This is a genomic window from Aurantivibrio infirmus, assembly GCF_054767315.1.
The window spans coordinates 191,346-206,942 of record NZ_BAAFSK010000006.1 but is presented as its reverse complement, the minus strand read 5'-3'; the positions used below and the strand labels follow the sequence as shown (position 1 = coordinate 206,942).

Genomic DNA, 15,597 nt, shown 5'->3' with positions numbered 1-15,597 from the left:
AATTCATACGAGTAGATTAGTTGCCTAATTAGAAGAGCATTCCTAGCTTGCGAGAGGATTCAAACCGTCGTCATGGGCAAGTACATTTCCTGCAGGAAGTGGTGGCGTTTCTTCTTTACCTCGAGTTAGCCATGCAGACTGAAAAGCAGTAAGTAAGCCCCAGATTGAAATCCATGATAAGCAAATCAACCAAAAATAAGAGAAAGGTAAAGCCCATTTAAATCCAAACCAGCCACCGTAGCGAATGCGGTGAACGATTCCTGGAATTATCGCAGCGAACAAGCCACCAATTACAATAGCGACTAGCGTGCGGCCCGGGTTTAAAAACAATTGTAGTAGTAAAACAATTTTCAAACCTTCAATTAAGGTCATTCGTAATAATTGTGTTGCTGCAAACAAGCGAACCCATGGAGCACCGCTGTCTTGTTGTCTGAAAGGTTTAAAAATATAGCTCATCATCACTAAATTTTCGCGAACATTGCTGCGCGCCCAACGCAACAACATTTTTCGAAGTTGTGTGAAATGTTCGGGGACTTTTGTCATGACAACGGCGTCACGAGCGTAAGTGACACGCTTACCGGAGGCTAATACTAAATTCGTCAGTGCGCGGTCTTCGCCAATATTGGCGGGTTGTCCCAAAAACGTTTGCTGCTCCCATTCTGCAAGCAGCGGTCTGAGTACGCTGGCACGATAAGCAGACAGCGCACCGGGTGTACAAAACACGCCGCCGAATACACTTTGTCCCGCGCGAATAAAATCAAAGGCGCTAGTGAAAGACACTTCCATCATTTTCGCGATAGGTCCCGAGTCTATATTCAATACGCGAACATTTCCGGCAACGGAGCCTATGCGTTGATCAAACACAAAAGGGCTGACGATACGTTCTAGAGTATTGGTGAGAACTTCAGAGTCGGAATCAATAGTGACGATGACTTCACCGCTGCAACGATTAAATCCGGCCATCAGTGCTTTACGCTTACCGGCGTTTTTAGCCTGGCGTAACGCTGTGACGTTATTGGGAAATTCTTGTTCAGCCTTTTGCATCCAATGCCAGGTGTCGTCTTTAGAGCCGTCGTCGACACAGATTACTTCTAAGTCGGTTAATGGATAGTTGCTAGCAAGAATGCTGCGAACAGTCGCGAGTACCTGTTCGCCTTCATTAAAGGCCGGAATGATGACGGATAGACTGGGTAAATTAGTGTGTGAAACCGCACCACAGGGCCGATAGAGAAGCGCGAAGCTTACTCGCCATATTAAGGTGAGTAAGCCGAAAGCGATCAGTAGCCAGGTTAGATAATCATTTGTGATGAGCCAGCGAAAATCACCAGCGAGTGGGTTGTTAATAAATAAATTAATTTGGCGAACAATTAGACCTAGGGTGAGAAGTCCAAACACTGCAACCAGCCCTGGGTACAGTCGATCTGTGTTTGAGGTAAGACGCATCGTAGTTCCTTTTCGTGAAGACACGGAATAGATAAATAAAAGTGTTAACTGAAAACCGGTAAGTACATTGGGACGATCATTCGAGCGTTCAAGTGATACAGTCGAAGCGGAAGACTCAGTGTTACAAGCGTTTACAATTTGAAACGTTTGACTATTAAAACTGGTTAACGCGCCTCAATCCCAAGGACCCGCCGTCCAAATTCTAAGGGCGCTATTTTCACTCAGGTAGACAAGTGTGAGTAGAGTAGATTCTATTCAATGAAGGGAAGTATTGAGTTTTGTGAAAACCTACCACTAACTTTTAGGGGTAAGCTTACGACTATAGTATGACTTTGATTGTTCATGGTGCTCGAAAGAGTTTTAAAACATTTTTAAAGTAATGAATTGGAAAAAAACGGCGCAGTTTACAACCAGCACATTCTTTAAAACAAGGTATTTTAGACGTGATCTAAAAAAATATTTCTGCGACTCATTTCACTAAATTTGGCCTGAGCTAAAAGGCAATTCGACTCTCCTACCAATTCATGCTTTCTCGGTTTAATAATGAGTAGCTGCAATTTTAGACTTGTCCAACAAATGATATTTAGACACGGGAGCGTTTCGATATCGCAAGTCCGTGGTCTAAGTAATAGCTTTAAATATCATCACTTCGTCATCTAAGCGCAATATTCTTCTCATATCGTAGGCAACTCAATTTTGACAATCAGCTGGTCTTATAAATAGATCTACGGAGAATAGTATGCGCAATACAGTATCCTTTTTTTGCCGCAAGACTTTTTTGCCAAGTTTATTGTCTGCAAGCTTGGTCGTTACGATCGTCGCGAGTGCGGGAAATGATCACTATGATAAAGACAGAAAACAAGGTGTCGAAAAGTATAAAAACACTAAAGTTGAGTTAGGGCCACGCCCATTCTTTTTAGTTGATGACATGGATGAAAGTTACTTAAAGCATCGACTTAAAAATTGTAGTCGAGGACCGTTCAAATCGAGTGATTTTTCCATTGGTCATCGCGGTGCTGCGTTACAGTTTCCAGAACATACCAAAGAGTCTTATGAAGCGGCTGCAATAATGGGCGCAGGTGTCGTCGAATGCGATGTCACCTTCACTCAAGATCAAGCCTTGGTTTGTCGTCACTCTCAATGTGACTTACACACTACCACCAATATTCTTGAAACTGAGTTAGCAGAGAAATGCAGTCTACCCTTCGAACCTGCACAGTTTGATCTAGACGACAACTTAATTAAACCAGCGACGGCAAGATGTTGTACCAGTGATATTAGTCTGGATGAATTTAAATCCTTGCAGGGCAAAATGGATGCCTTCAATCCACGCGCAACAACAGTTACAGACTATCTCGCTGGCACCGCTGCTTGGCGGACAGATTTGTACGCGAGCAGAGGTACATTGTTAAGCCATAAAGAAAGTATCGAGTTGTTTAAAAAGTTAAATGTAAAAATGACACCGGAGTTAAAAGAGGCCAGCGTCGCGATGCCTTTTAATGGTTTAACGCAGCAAGCTTATGCACAGAAGATGCTCGATGAGTATCGGGAAGCTGGTGTTCCTCCTTATAAAGTATTTCCTCAGTCATTTAATTTAGAAGATGTTCGTTACTGGATTAAAAATAATTACGCTTTTGGACGACAAGCGGTTTATCTAGATGGCCGTTACGAAACAGCCGATTTCGATTTTAGAGATTCCGCAACGTGGCAGCCATCGATGGAGCAGCTCGTCGCTGAGGGCGTAAAAATAATTGCACCACCAACCTTTATGCTAGTTGAAGTTGAGAATGGAAAAATTGTACCGTCGGATTATGCCTTAGCGGCAAAAGCGGCAGGCTTGGATATTATTACCTGGACTTTGGAGCGTTCTGGCCCGCTCGCTAACGGCGGTGGTTTTTACTATCAATCAATTGATGGCAGCAATCCAAAGCCAACCAACCCTGAAACCGGTGTGATCAATAACGATGGTGACATGATGGTTTTACTTGATGTGCTAGCGCGCAAGGTGGGTGTAAAAGGCGTTTTTTCAGACTGGCCGGCGACAACCAGCTACTATGCAAACTGTATGAATATCCGTTAATAAAATGGCGAAGCCGCTGCAAAAAAGTTTAATTTTGTAGTGGTTTTGATCGATCAGTTAAATTCAAACAAATTCCGTTTTGAACATTGCGCTAACCGATCGATAGCTCGTTATTGTTGCACCCGGTACTGAATATCGTTATCTAGCCAGCGGCGTACAAGCCCCCAGCCGTCGTCAACGATTCGCGAGTAGGTATTTATAATTTCACTCGACAGTTTAAATAATTGTTGTCCATCAATATCTTTTTCTCCCTCACCTAATAAGTCGTTTTCTAAGCAGCCAAAAAGAAACAGTAATTTATTTTCATAAGCTTTTATATTGCCTATTGAATGAAATTCAATATCAACTAAAGTTGAAATTCGGTCAGCTTGATAGCGAAGTTTTTGATTCTCAGTTTTAACACACTGGATCAAATAACGAAGATACCGGCCTTGCCAATGCTCGACTTTGCCGATCGTTGCTGCGTGACTCGAAAGCCCGCGAATTTTTGCAACTTGTTCTATAGTTTGAGGTAGTTGTTTAGCAACAAAATTGAGCAGTTCAATTTGCTTAAACGTTTGTGGATAAGTAACAGATTCATCATTATCTGCGCTGTCGATTGGCGTTGATTGATCGTTAGAAAAATAGGTAAGGCGCTTTGAAAGACTCACAACCATGGTGAGTAACTCATCGACAAAATGGGAGTGTAGCTCGAAGTTGTCGATAACATCATCGTCATGCCAGTCATGGGCAATGGTTCGCCAAGCATTGTCCAAACAAGATCTATCTTTGTCTGATAGCAGCTCATCGATGGGGTCAGTGAATACCTCAAGAGCAATGATTTGTCGCTGTAATTGTTCTTGCAGCTCAACAATCTCTGTTTGGAAATATTTCCCACCCGCTAAAAGAGACATACTCATACCGCGGTGTAGCTGCACAGATTTAATCATTTGGTTAAGTTGACGGATTATCAGCAGTGCATCATTTTGTTGGCGTATTCGTTTCCAGAACGCCTTGAAATGTCGCCTATCTTTTAGGTTCTGACTAGACTCTTCTTTAGGGTTTGAGTCAGTGTTTGAGATTGGTGCAAGCTTGGCTTTAGATTGGTTTGTCATGGTGCATCAGGCATTCGAGATCTTATTAATAGAGTATCTTCAAGGTGTTTCCGAATCTTTCCAAATTTTTATAGCAATGGTCGTACCATAACGGCTTCGGTACAGTGTTACCAGTATACTGGTCTTGAAATCCCTTACTCATGAGTCAAGATAAACTCCGTTGTAAAAAACCCAGCTGCAAAAAAATTCAGCCGCAAAAAACCGCGCTAAAAGCACGGTTTTTCGACGTGCTTGATAATGCTTACTTAGGGTTTATTCAAATAATTTGCCCAAGCCCATAAAGCGGGTCTCGCCCGAGGAATCGTCGACGCCGTCGTTATCGGTGACGATAAAGACTTCACCGTCTTTGGTGATTGCAGTACCTTCTACTTTGTCTAGTACCCAGCCATAGCTCGCCTTCAGATCAGGTAGTAAATCGCGAACCAATAGCTTCTCTAGCACTGGAAAATCTTGTCCTTCGGCAACCGTGGTAAGACCTTCGGTAGAAAACCGATACAAACGTTTTAATCTAGCTTTAGTCCCCTGCTGATTATCCCGTTCAATTACAGCGAAGTTATTGTCATCAATCGCAGTCAGTTCACTAAGGCCGACCCATGCACCTGGCTGAGCGTCATCAATTGGATAATACGCAAAAGTCCATTCATCGCTCGCGGGAGAATAAAATCCGATACGTACTAATCCTGCTGCGTCACCATTCCACTCGCGCTGAAATGCAATGACAACTTTTTCGTTTGTAGCATCACCTACAACTGCTACGCCTTCAAAGCCATTACTTTTTTGTTTGGCACTAGTATCTGCTGGTAAATTAATTTCTTCTAACACGGTTCCGTCTTTAGCGGCGCGAATTAATAAATTGGGTCGGCTGCCGCCGTTGCCTTCGGAAACTAACCAGAAGCTGCCGTCGGTACGTTGCGCGATACCTTCCAAGTCGTAATCAACGGTGGCGCCATCTTTTTGTAGAATAATCGCAGTGTTAATAATGGCAGGCTGTTGACTAACATCGATTTTGAAAATTCGCGATTTAGCATAGTAACTATCCGGTACTGCGTAGATAGTGTCTTCATCATTGTTATCGCCAACCATGCCGCTGAGAGCACCCCAAGGTAGTAATGTATTTTCTGTCGATTTTATTTGTGGATAATCCGGACGAGACTCACCATAACGGTAAATAGAAACCGTGGAGCGAATGCCGTCATCGGCGCTATCTTCTTCGCTGGCGACAACTAAAAGATTCCGACTCGGAATCGTTAATACGCCTTCCGGCCCAACAGTTGTTGGTAAGAGTTGATGCAGTTTTGGTTCCTGACCAAAACGGGTTGAATATACGGCGATGATGTTGGCGCGTTCGTTACCGATAAAAATAAAATCATTTCTGCCATAGCGATCAACAGTAACCGCTTCAGGTTCAATACCTTTGTTTTCAGATCGGCTTTCTGGGTAGTGTCCCGCGCGAATTAATTCATGCTCAAGGCTAGAACCTGATTCATAACTCACTCGGCCACTAGCGTTAAAAATAGTGAAACCACGACTACCACCCGCAACGCTTTGCTCATCCTCATAATCACCTTCGTTTGCTGTGACCAGTTGCCAGTTGTTTAGCCATGCAACCGCATCAGGTTCGCGTCGCCGATCTAAAATTAAATCAATAGGCTCGATAACATCGTCCTCGATAGTATCGACATCAAATAAGTCCGCGGAGCCCGCAGTGAAATCGTGAATGACTTTTGCGCGTCGTAAATCAACAAGAATGACATGATTATTTTCCTGCAAAGTTACAGCGGCAATATTAAATTTGTTTATCGCAACATATTCAGGTTCAGGATCGCTGGGTGCGATGTCGCTATAGCCGCGGAGGTCTACATTTCTGACTTTCCATTTTGATGTTGGGCCACTCATGGTTATCACCGACAAATGGCCAGCAGGTTGTTGCGGAATAAAACCATCGTTAAGGTCTTCATCGCGTTCATTCTCAATTGCGATTGCTGCATAACGACCATTGGGGCTTATTGCGATTGCATCTGGTTGACCGCCTAAATCGAAATCGCTCAACCAACGAGGTTGCAAAGGATTCCCTATCCAATAAACAGACAGCTTTCCACTTGGTTGAGTAAAACTTGAGGATGTATTAATGCCAACTAATAAGTAGTTATCTTTTACTGCCACGGAAGTAGGTTCGCCGTCTAGCTGGACAAATCCTGCGGGTTTAGGTTTGGCAGGGTCTTTAATGTCGATTAAACCAACGCGCCCTTTTGGACTATCACTGTAAAAAATAACCTTGCCGTCTCGGCTCGCGGCACTGATTTCTGCCGCTGTACTGTCGTCGAGTGAATCGCCGCTAGCGAGATCTAGGTTTTCAAATACAGGAAAGGTTGCGATACGTTCAAAGTATTGTGCGTTGTTGTGGTGCTTGAAATTTTTCCAATGATCATATTGTGTTGCATGAGTGTTGGCTATCATTACGCCACTTGCTAGTGCGCCATACGCTATCGTGCGAATAGCGCTTGCCAAGAAATTCTTTTTCATGGACTGTTCCCCTCGTTGGTCAATTGTATTGAGATAAATTGATTGAAAGAGAGGGAGAGTAAGTGAGTTTTTTTACGGTGGTGTTAAGGATTTATTGCGAGTGAACTAGAAAAAATTCAACATGGATGAAGAAATGAATTTCAATTGAATCCAAAAAAATCGGTGAACGTTAATAATCAACAGTCTGTTTCTTGGCTACGCTTGTAAAATATGCACATAACAAACGGCACCGACGCCCACCATATGAGCAAGCCCTGTTTTTGCACCCTTGTGTTGTCTTTGGCCTGCTTCGCTGCGAAGCTGCATGGTAAGTTCACCTATTTGTCCGATGCCGGTTGGTCCAATTGGATGTCCCATGCCAATCAAACCGCCGGAACTATTCACTGCGCAACGACCGCCTATTGAAAACTCACCCGCTTTTAATGCATGAATGCTGGTACCTGCCGCACATAAGCCCATGGCTTCAACATATTCGAGTTCCTCAATGGTAAAGGCATCGTGTAATTCGACGAGATCTAGTTCATTCGCTGATAGCTGTGCTTGTTGCAATGCTAATGCGGTTGTTTCTTTGGTGAGGTTCGTATCGAAACTGGTCGCGTCATCGTAGACTCGTTGGCTTCTAGCCGCTGATGCGCTGACACGAATGGCTCGGCTGCTATCAATGCCAAGTTTTTTTATCCCCTCTTCCGAAGCAACGATAACAGCCGCAGCACCTTCACCAATTGGCGTGCATTGCAAAGAGGTGAAAGAACCTGCGATTTTTTTACCATTCAAAATTTCATCCAAACTGCGTTCTTTTTGTCGTTGCGCGTTGGGGTTTTTCGAAGCATTGCGATGGTTTTTAAGTGCGACCAAAGCGATATCGTCGAGCTTTACTTTGTGTTTGTGAACATATTCATCGGCTAGCAAAGCAAAATGTGTAAACGGTGCAATCGCATCACCAACCAAGTTGGGGATACCTGCAAGCGTTTCAGCGCGAACGACTTTCGCGGGCTTATCAACACCGACGGCTAAGGATACCTCCGCAAGTCCTGCCGCAACTTCAAAACAAGCGTGACGAAATGCAGTAGAACCGGATGCGGATGCATTTTCGATGTGCGTTATCGGTAAACCGTGTGATCCCAAATGCCGCAACATGGGACGACCAGGTGCCATCGGCAGCAATGCTTTTGCGACATACGCTGAATCAACATTGGGCCATGCAATATTCGCATCGATTAATGCATGGCGTACCGCTTGTAAGCCCAATGATACGTAGGGTGTTTCGCTTACATACTGATAGGGATGGTAGCCGACACCAACGACATACACAGGTGATAATTCGCGAAGAATACGTGGCATGGACACTCTCAGTTTTATAGCGCTACAAAATTTAATTCATGATCGTTGTTGAAGGTGCTGTTTTGGCCTAATGCTTCGGGTGCCGACCTGGAGACAACTGTTGCCGTCATCGCTTGGCCAGGCTCAAGTGCGCCTTTATTAGCGGCATGTTTAATTAGTGCTCTTATTACCGGGCCCTCCTGCAAGCGAATAGCACCGACGACAAACGGCGCCTCGCGTTGGTGACCGCCGTAAACATGAACGGTGGTAGAAGAAACTAATTGCCCCTTTGGCAACAGCGCGTATTCCTGTAATGAATCACCATCTGCACCACAGCGTTCGCAGCCATAATGTTGCAGAGGAAAAAATAGATAACCACAAGTACAGCGAGCACCGCATAAAGTTATTTCATTGTCTTCATTGAGAGAATAGGTCGCGGCTTGAAAGGGCAAAGAGGGTGATGCCAAAATTTTTCTCCAAACTTTACGATAGCTTCTGATCTGAGCAGGAACAGCGGCTTCAAAATAATGTGGCGAACTTCAATCCCTGTGCCAGCTAGGTATAACCAGTAAATCTTCACCAAAAACTTAAAAACAGATGGTGACTTTTAGGTATTATCCGAATAACATACTTGCTGGTCAACAAGTATGTTGAGAATAGGAAAAGTAAACGCGACTCAGCAACAAACAGAGAGTAATTTTGTGCAAGCCAGTAGTCTGTTTGGTTGCCGATAATTAACGCCCTAACAGTTAGATAAATTTTATGTCAGCGAACCCACAAGCCACTTCACAAAAAGAGCTGCGACGCACGCAAGCAGAGAGAAAACAGGAAGCTGAGCGGCGCATTATTGAATCAGCAATCTCAATTATGGCCGAAAAAGGCTTAAGTGGTTTGACCCTGGCGGCGGCAGGTGAGGGAGCGGGCTATAGTCGCGGTATTGCGGGGCATCATTTCGGTAAAAAAGATGAGTTGTTAATTGCCACCGTTCGATACATCACCGGAAAGTTCAGTGAAGAACTAATAAAAAGAATGCATGACAGGCCGGGCTTGGCCATGTTGCAAGAAGTCATTAGAGAGTATTTTGTTCGCGCAAATAAGGATGCCAGGGCGATAAAAGCGTTACATATTTTGTTATCGGAAGGTGTTTGCAATCCGGTGTTAAGAGCGCCATTAGCCGAAGTAAACGCTGCTGGTATTAAAGGGATTGCATATCATATTCGCTGCGGAATTGATCAAGGAGAAATAAGAAAAGACATCGATGCCAAAGCACAGGCACTCATAATCATTTCGAGTTTGCGTGGCATTATGGCGCAATGGTTGGTTGATAATCAGCGAATCTCATTAGCAGCGGTACAAAAAGAATTCTTAGCGAGTGTAATCCGGAGTCTAGCGCCGTGAACAATACCGTCGCCATTGATTTTACAGCCAAAAAAGTGGTGGCCAACCGCTTGGAAGATTGGGCGCAGCGAGAACCAGATCGTGTCGCACTTATTGAAGGTGCCCGGCAACTAACTTATTTTCAGTGGAACGAAAAAGCAAATCGCTTGGCAAGTGCGTTGATTGCAAAGGGTGTCGATCAGCAAGATATCGTTGTAGTGCGGACTCAAAATTGTTTGGAATGGCCAATTATCTATGCGGCACTCGCCAAAATTGGTTGTAGTGTTCTCGGTTTAAATTGGCGATTAACGGCCGATGAAATAAATTACATTTTAGTAAATAGTGGTGCTCGGGTTTTTATTTGCGATGACAAAAACCCAGAACAACTCATCTCAGCTTTCGATAATATCGAAATGAAGTTGTTAGCCGCCATTGATTGCAGTTTTAACATTGCAAAGATAAATTTCATTTCTTTCTCAAGCCTGCTTGAATCGTCTGCAGCGAAAAACTTTTTTTCCCAACAAGATCCGAAACTTATTATTTATACTTCGGGCACAACGGGGTTTCCCAAGGGCGTACAAAGCAAACATTTTCGTGCCGACGAAGATCCGAATTCCGCAAAAAATACCGAAATACGCGAATATCTTGCCAGTGTACGCGGGCAGAGTTCGGGCGAAGCGGAGACTGTTTTGGTGACGATGCCAATGCATCATGCTGCGGGGCCGAGCATCGTCCGAACCGGTGTTAGTCGTGGCAGTACCTTGGTTTTTCTCCCGCGCTTCGACGCAGAAGCCGTCTTGCGGTTAATCGAACACCATAAAATCACTGCCTGGAATGGTGTACCGACCATGTATAAGCGCATCGCTGCGCTGCCGGAGACTGTTCTTAAAAAATATGATGTTTCATCTATTCGTTCATTAAGCGTTGGTGCAGCACCGGTCCCCTCGTCTTTAAAACAATGGATCATCGATTTCTTTGGCAACTGTTTACGCGAAAATTATGGTTCGACTGAAGTCAGCATGGTGTCAGCTTTAGCTCCAGAGATGCAGGCCTTGAAACCGGGTTCGAGCGGCAAGCCCTTTCGTCATGTAAAGATATCTGTACGTGATCAAAATGGCCGGGAATTGCCGACGGGTGAAACCGGAGAACTGTGGATATACACCCCCGTCGCCATCAGTGTTTATCTCAATGCTGATCCACTCGATGAAAATGTAATCGATGAGCAGGGTTTTTTCCGCATGGGTGATATTGGCCGACTCGATGAAGATGGCTATCTTTATATTACTGACCGCAGTAAAGACATGATTATTTCTGGTGGCGTTAATATTTATCCTGCGGAAATCGAAGCCGCACTTATTCAACATCCATCTGTTCAAGATGTCGCAGTTATTGGAATTCCTGATGAAGAATTTGGAGAACAGGTCAAAGTTTTCTGTGAATTGATTCCTAATAAAAATGTTTCTTTAGAAGAGCTCAATAAATTTGCTGCGGAAAAGTTAGCCTCTTATAAACGTCCTAAATCGATTGAAATTGTTGAAGAGTTACCGCGCAATACAATGGGAAAATTATTGAAGCGCGAATTGCGTGATCCCTACTGGCAGCAGCAAGAGAGAAAAGTATGAGTGATATATTAAGTTTAACGGGAAAAGTCGCTTTTATTACCGGCGCTGGTCGTGGTGTGGGAGAACAAATTGCAAAACATTTTGCAGAACATGATGCCGCTGGCGTTGTTGTGAACGATTTCTTTGCAGAGCGTGCAGAAGCTGTGGCCAAGGCTATTAATGATAAGGGTGGTAAGGCGCTCGCACTGCAAGGCGACGTGACCAATCATGACAGTGTAAAAGCATTAATCGCACAGGCCATCGATCATTTTGGAAAAATAGATATTCTCGTCAACAACGCAGGAAACGCTGGCGCTGAACCCGATCCCGATGCGCGAAAACCTTTTTGGGAGCATGGGCCGGAGGTGTGGAATAGTTTTATTGGTGTTAATTTTTACGGTGTATTGAATGCTTCGAGTGCGGTTATACCCGGGATGATTGAGCAAAAGGGTGGCAAGATTATCACGATTATTTCTGATGCAGGCCGTGTTGGCGAAACCGGATTGGAAATTTATTCCGGAGCGAAAGCCGGCGCCGCTGGTTTTACTCGCGCCATTGCGCGCTCCTTAGGTCGTCATCAAATAAAAGCAAATTGCATTGCGATAGCAGCGACTTTAACGCCGGATGTGCAAGCACGTTTAGAAGCAAATCCCGAGCGTTACAAAAAAATTATGGAAAAATATGTAATTCGTCGACCGGGCAAGCCCACTGATGTGGCCAATATGGCCTTGTTTCTAGCCTCTGAAGCAAGTGATTGGATTACCGGGCAGACCTACCCTGTTAATGGCGGATTTTCTTTTAACCTTTAAACAATGTTGGTGAAGTGTATCTAGCTTGAAGTTTATCAAAGCAAACAAGAGTAAATAAAAATGAGTGCAGCACAAGGCATAGTCACCGAGCGACGGGGTTCGATTTTTATCATCACTATTAATCGACCAGAGGCAAAAAATGCTTTTAATAATATGCAGTCGCAACTAATGAACGATGCCATTGATCAATTTGAAGCGGATGACAGTTTATTTGTGGCAATCATTACCGGCGCTGGCGGGACTTTTTCAGCGGGCGCGGATTTAAAAGAAGCGGGGTCGGGCGTAAAACGCATTAGCCCACCGCGTGGTGGTTTTGGTGTTTTTGCAAAACCGCCGGCAAAGCCATTAGTAGCGGCAGTCGAAGGTTATGCAGTGGGTGGTGGCTTTGAACTGTGCTTGACCTGCGACATTATCATTGCCGCTGAAACCGCTAAATTTGGCCTGCCAGAAGTTAGACACAATGTGGTTGCGATTGGTGGGGGTTTATTTCGCTTGCCTAAACGTATGCCCTATCATCTTGTTATGGAGCTCGCCTTAAGTGGTGAATTCAAGGATGCAAAATATTTTCAAGAGCAAGGCGTGGTTAACCAAGTGGTCGCAACCGGCACAGCTTTAGAAGCAGCAATTCTCTTTGCGGAAAAAATTCAGCGCAACGGCCCTACCGCACTTGCGGCGACTAAGGAAATAATTCGTCGTTGTTACGATTGGAATGATGAAGAAGCTTGGCAAGCACAAATGCCTTTCGCGAACAAAGCATTTGAATCAGAAGATCGAAAAGAAGGCCTTAAAGCCTTCGCGGAAAAAAGAAAACCCAACTGGAAAGGTCGATAACGGACAGTAAAAATGCACTATTTTGCAATACTAAAAAAATTAATTCGTGTCGCTGTTCGCGTAGGGCAAGTAGGCAATTTATTTTTGCCACTGTGTTTAGTTTTGGCGATGTCACCAAAGCTGTATGCGCAAGCACAATATGGTGGGACATTAACTATTGCTCTAGAGGCTGATTTCCCACCTTTTGATCCGCTGTCGATGGGTGCACTGGTGGAACGAACAGTTGCGGCGTCTTTTTATGAAACCTTATTTGAACAAAATGAAAACGGCGAGCTAATTCCATTATTAGCGAAATCGTATAAGGTATCTGAAGACGGTAAAACCTATACAATCAATTTGCGCGAAGGCATTAAATTTCATGATGGTACGTCGTTTAACGCGGCTGCTGTGGTTAGCAATTTTCAACGTTTACTAAAACCGGACAATGCCTGCCGCTGCATCGCAGAGATTTCTTTTGTTGACCGCGTTGCTGTTATTGATGAGTACGTTGTGCAATTCGAATTAGCGCGCCCTAATTCTGGATTAATCGGAATCCTCGCTGATGTGAGCGGTTTGCAGCCGTCACCAACGGCTATTGAAAAACTAGGAGATAAATTTTCATCGCAACCTGTGGGTACTGGACCGTTTCGTTTTGTTAAATGGGATCGTGGTATCGCATTAACGGTTGAGAAGAATCAACAATACTGGAAGCAAGGAATCCCCTATTTAGATCGCGTTATTTATCGACCGATACCCGATACCCAGACGCGCATGGCGAGTCTATTAGCAGAAGATATCGATATCGTCACTGTACCGGCGCCTGAGGACATTGCCAGTGTTCAAGAAGGTAAAAGAAAGCTCAGTTTGGTAAGCGCGCCAGGGCTGGGCACGGTTTTTACAATGTTTAATACAAGCAAACCGCCCTTTGATGATGTGCGTGTACGCCAAGCGATGTTCCATTCAATTGATCGCGCCACCATAAACAGCGCACTGAATAAAAGTGTTTACCCCTTGGTTAATAACCCATACGCTGAAAAAGTCTTTGGTCGTCATATCACAAATGACTTCCCCTCATTTGATCCAGTTAAAACGCGACAGTTATTAAAAGAGTACGCTAAACCTGTCAAATTTGAATTGTCCATCACCGCTGTCCCGACACAAGTGCGCATGGCCCAGGTTTTTCAGCAAATGTGGAAACAGTTCGGCATTGAAATGACTATCCAACAATTAGAACAACGGCAGTTAGTTGGCAAAGCAATTGATGGTAGCTTTGACGCTATGTTATTCCGCTGGTCGGGTCGTGCCGATCCTGATTTAAATGCCTACCAGTTTTTCCACTCGCAAAGCCCAAGAAATTATACAGCTTACAATAATCCCGAGATGGACGCGCTGTTGTTAAAAGGCCGAGAAGCGGTTCAGCAAAGCGATCGCATCGATGCCTATCAAAATGTTGCAGATTTATTGGCCCGCGATGGCCCGTATTTATTTTTATGGTCACAGCGTTATTATTTTATTACCACTCCCAGTGTTGAAAATTTGCCGCCTATTCCTGGCGGGATTCCTCAATTGCGAGAAGTTTGGCTCTCTTCTGAATGACAAATCGAATGCCTTGGTGGAAAAAATTAATTCCGTCGATAGTCGTCATATGGGCCGTAACTTTGGTCACTTTTCTTTTAAGTAGATTGCTGCCTGGGGATCCAGTCATCGCTTTACTTGGAGAAAATGCGACTCCTGAATTAATTGCATTATGGCGTGATCGATTTGGTTTGGATGAACCTCTATATACGCGATACTTTCAATGGCTAGGGCGAATCTTTATTGGTGATTTTGGCTATTCCTATCATACCGAGGAAAAAGTACTCGATATGATTCTGTATCGTTTACCGGTAACGCTAGAAATTCTTGTGGTCACTCAAATACTCGCACTGGCAATCGCTTTACCTCTGGCGATCACCAGTGCTTGGCGCAACAATAAGCTATTCGACAAGATTGCAATGGCTGGCTCCTTGAGCTTTCTTTCGATGCCACCGTTTTTAGTAGGTATCCTGCTCATCTATTTTTTTTCCATCCAATTAGGTTGGTTCCCAGCGACAGGATTTACTCCTGTTTCTGAAGGTATAGGTAAAAATTTAGCTTCAGTGTTCCTGCCTTCTCTCGCCTTAGCGCTCGCAGAGTTTCCAATTTACATGCGCTTGCTCCGCGCCGACTTAATTCAAACACTGCAACAAGATTTTATAACGGTGGCTCGGGCAAAAGGTATTAGCACGAAGAGAATATTGTGGCGGCACGCCTTAAAACCCTCTTCGTTTTCTTTGCTTACTGTGGTTGGCGTAAATATTGGAAGACTTATTGGTGGCACGATCATCATAGAAGTCTTGTTTGCGATTCCCGGCATCGGACAATTACTTATTCAATCGATTTATCAGCAGGATTTTTTAGTCTTGCAAGGTATTGTGTTGTTAGTCGCCGTTGGTTTCGTTGTGGTTAACATTTTTATTGATCGCTTATATATTTGGTTAGATCCCCGAGCACATTAATTA

The 15,597-nt window shown here is 44.2% G+C and carries 12 protein-coding genes; 7 read left to right on the top strand and 5 right to left on the bottom strand.

What is annotated here, in order from left to right:
• Positions 1-42 precede the first annotated feature (42 nt).
• Positions 43-1,443 (bottom strand): glycosyltransferase family 2 protein, encoded by a 1,401-nt coding sequence (locus ACYUCY_RS14680; RefSeq protein WP_460227269.1) that lies wholly within the window; start codon positions 1,441-1,443, stop codon positions 43-45.
• A 739-nt stretch (positions 1,444-2,182) separates the two neighbouring features.
• On the opposite strand from ACYUCY_RS14680, the gene ACYUCY_RS14675 reads away from it, so the two are divergent.
• Positions 2,183-3,523: a glycerophosphodiester phosphodiesterase family protein gene (locus ACYUCY_RS14675; RefSeq protein WP_460227268.1), complete on the top strand. Its 1,341-nt coding sequence runs from the start codon at positions 2,183-2,185 to the stop codon at positions 3,521-3,523.
• A 110-nt stretch (positions 3,524-3,633) separates the two neighbouring features.
• Here the strand turns inward: ACYUCY_RS14675 and ACYUCY_RS14670 are convergent, their stop codons facing one another.
• The 4 genes from ACYUCY_RS14670 to ACYUCY_RS14655 form a co-directional block, all read right to left on the bottom strand.
• On the bottom strand, positions 3,634-4,617 hold the full coding sequence (locus tag ACYUCY_RS14670) for a lytic murein transglycosylase (protein WP_460227267.1): 984 nt from the start codon (positions 4,615-4,617) through the stop codon (positions 3,634-3,636).
• A gap of 252 nt (positions 4,618-4,869) precedes the next feature.
• Positions 4,870-7,140 (bottom strand): esterase-like activity of phytase family protein, encoded by a 2,271-nt coding sequence (locus ACYUCY_RS14665; RefSeq protein WP_460227266.1) that lies wholly within the window; start codon positions 7,138-7,140, stop codon positions 4,870-4,872.
• A 195-nt stretch (positions 7,141-7,335) separates the two neighbouring features.
• Positions 7,336-8,481 (bottom strand): thiolase family protein, encoded by a 1,146-nt coding sequence (locus tag ACYUCY_RS14660; protein WP_460227265.1) that lies wholly within the window; start codon positions 8,479-8,481, stop codon positions 7,336-7,338.
• Between the two features lie 14 nt (positions 8,482-8,495).
• The gene (locus ACYUCY_RS14655) at positions 8,496-8,927 is read right to left on the bottom strand and encodes a Zn-ribbon domain-containing OB-fold protein (RefSeq protein WP_460227264.1); all 432 of its coding nucleotides are present in this window, start codon (positions 8,925-8,927) and stop codon (positions 8,496-8,498) included.
• Positions 8,928-9,222: 295 nt separating this feature from the next.
• Here ACYUCY_RS14655 and ACYUCY_RS14650 point away from each other — a divergent pair, with 295 nt between their 5' ends.
• The 6 genes from ACYUCY_RS14650 to ACYUCY_RS14625 are packed head-to-tail and all read left to right on the top strand — an operon-like array spanning position 9,223 to position 15,594.
• Complete coding sequence (locus ACYUCY_RS14650; RefSeq protein WP_460227263.1) at positions 9,223-9,858, top strand: TetR/AcrR family transcriptional regulator; 636 nt, start codon at positions 9,223-9,225, stop codon at positions 9,856-9,858.
• Positions 9,855-11,459, top strand: a complete 1,605-nt coding sequence (locus ACYUCY_RS14645; RefSeq protein ID WP_460227262.1) for a class I adenylate-forming enzyme family protein — start codon at positions 9,855-9,857, stop codon at positions 11,457-11,459. The genes ACYUCY_RS14650 and ACYUCY_RS14645 overlap by 4 nt, the downstream gene beginning before the upstream one ends.
• Positions 11,456-12,247 (top strand): SDR family NAD(P)-dependent oxidoreductase, encoded by a 792-nt coding sequence (locus ACYUCY_RS14640; protein WP_460227261.1) that lies wholly within the window; start codon positions 11,456-11,458, stop codon positions 12,245-12,247. The genes ACYUCY_RS14645 and ACYUCY_RS14640 overlap by 4 nt, the downstream gene beginning before the upstream one ends.
• 60 nt (positions 12,248-12,307) lie before the next feature.
• Positions 12,308-13,078 (top strand): crotonase/enoyl-CoA hydratase family protein, encoded by a 771-nt coding sequence (locus ACYUCY_RS14635; protein ID WP_460227260.1) that lies wholly within the window; start codon positions 12,308-12,310, stop codon positions 13,076-13,078.
• A 12-nt stretch (positions 13,079-13,090) separates the two neighbouring features.
• Positions 13,091-14,653 carry an ABC transporter substrate-binding protein gene (locus tag ACYUCY_RS14630; protein WP_460227259.1) on the top strand — a complete coding sequence of 521 codons (1,563 nt, stop codon included), beginning with the start codon at positions 13,091-13,093 and terminating at the stop codon, positions 14,651-14,653.
• On the top strand, positions 14,650-15,594 hold the full coding sequence (locus tag ACYUCY_RS14625; RefSeq protein WP_460227258.1) for an ABC transporter permease: 945 nt from the start codon (positions 14,650-14,652) through the stop codon (positions 15,592-15,594). Before ACYUCY_RS14630 ends, ACYUCY_RS14625 begins: the two co-directional genes overlap by 4 nt.
• The last annotated feature ends 3 nt before the right edge of the window (positions 15,595-15,597 follow it).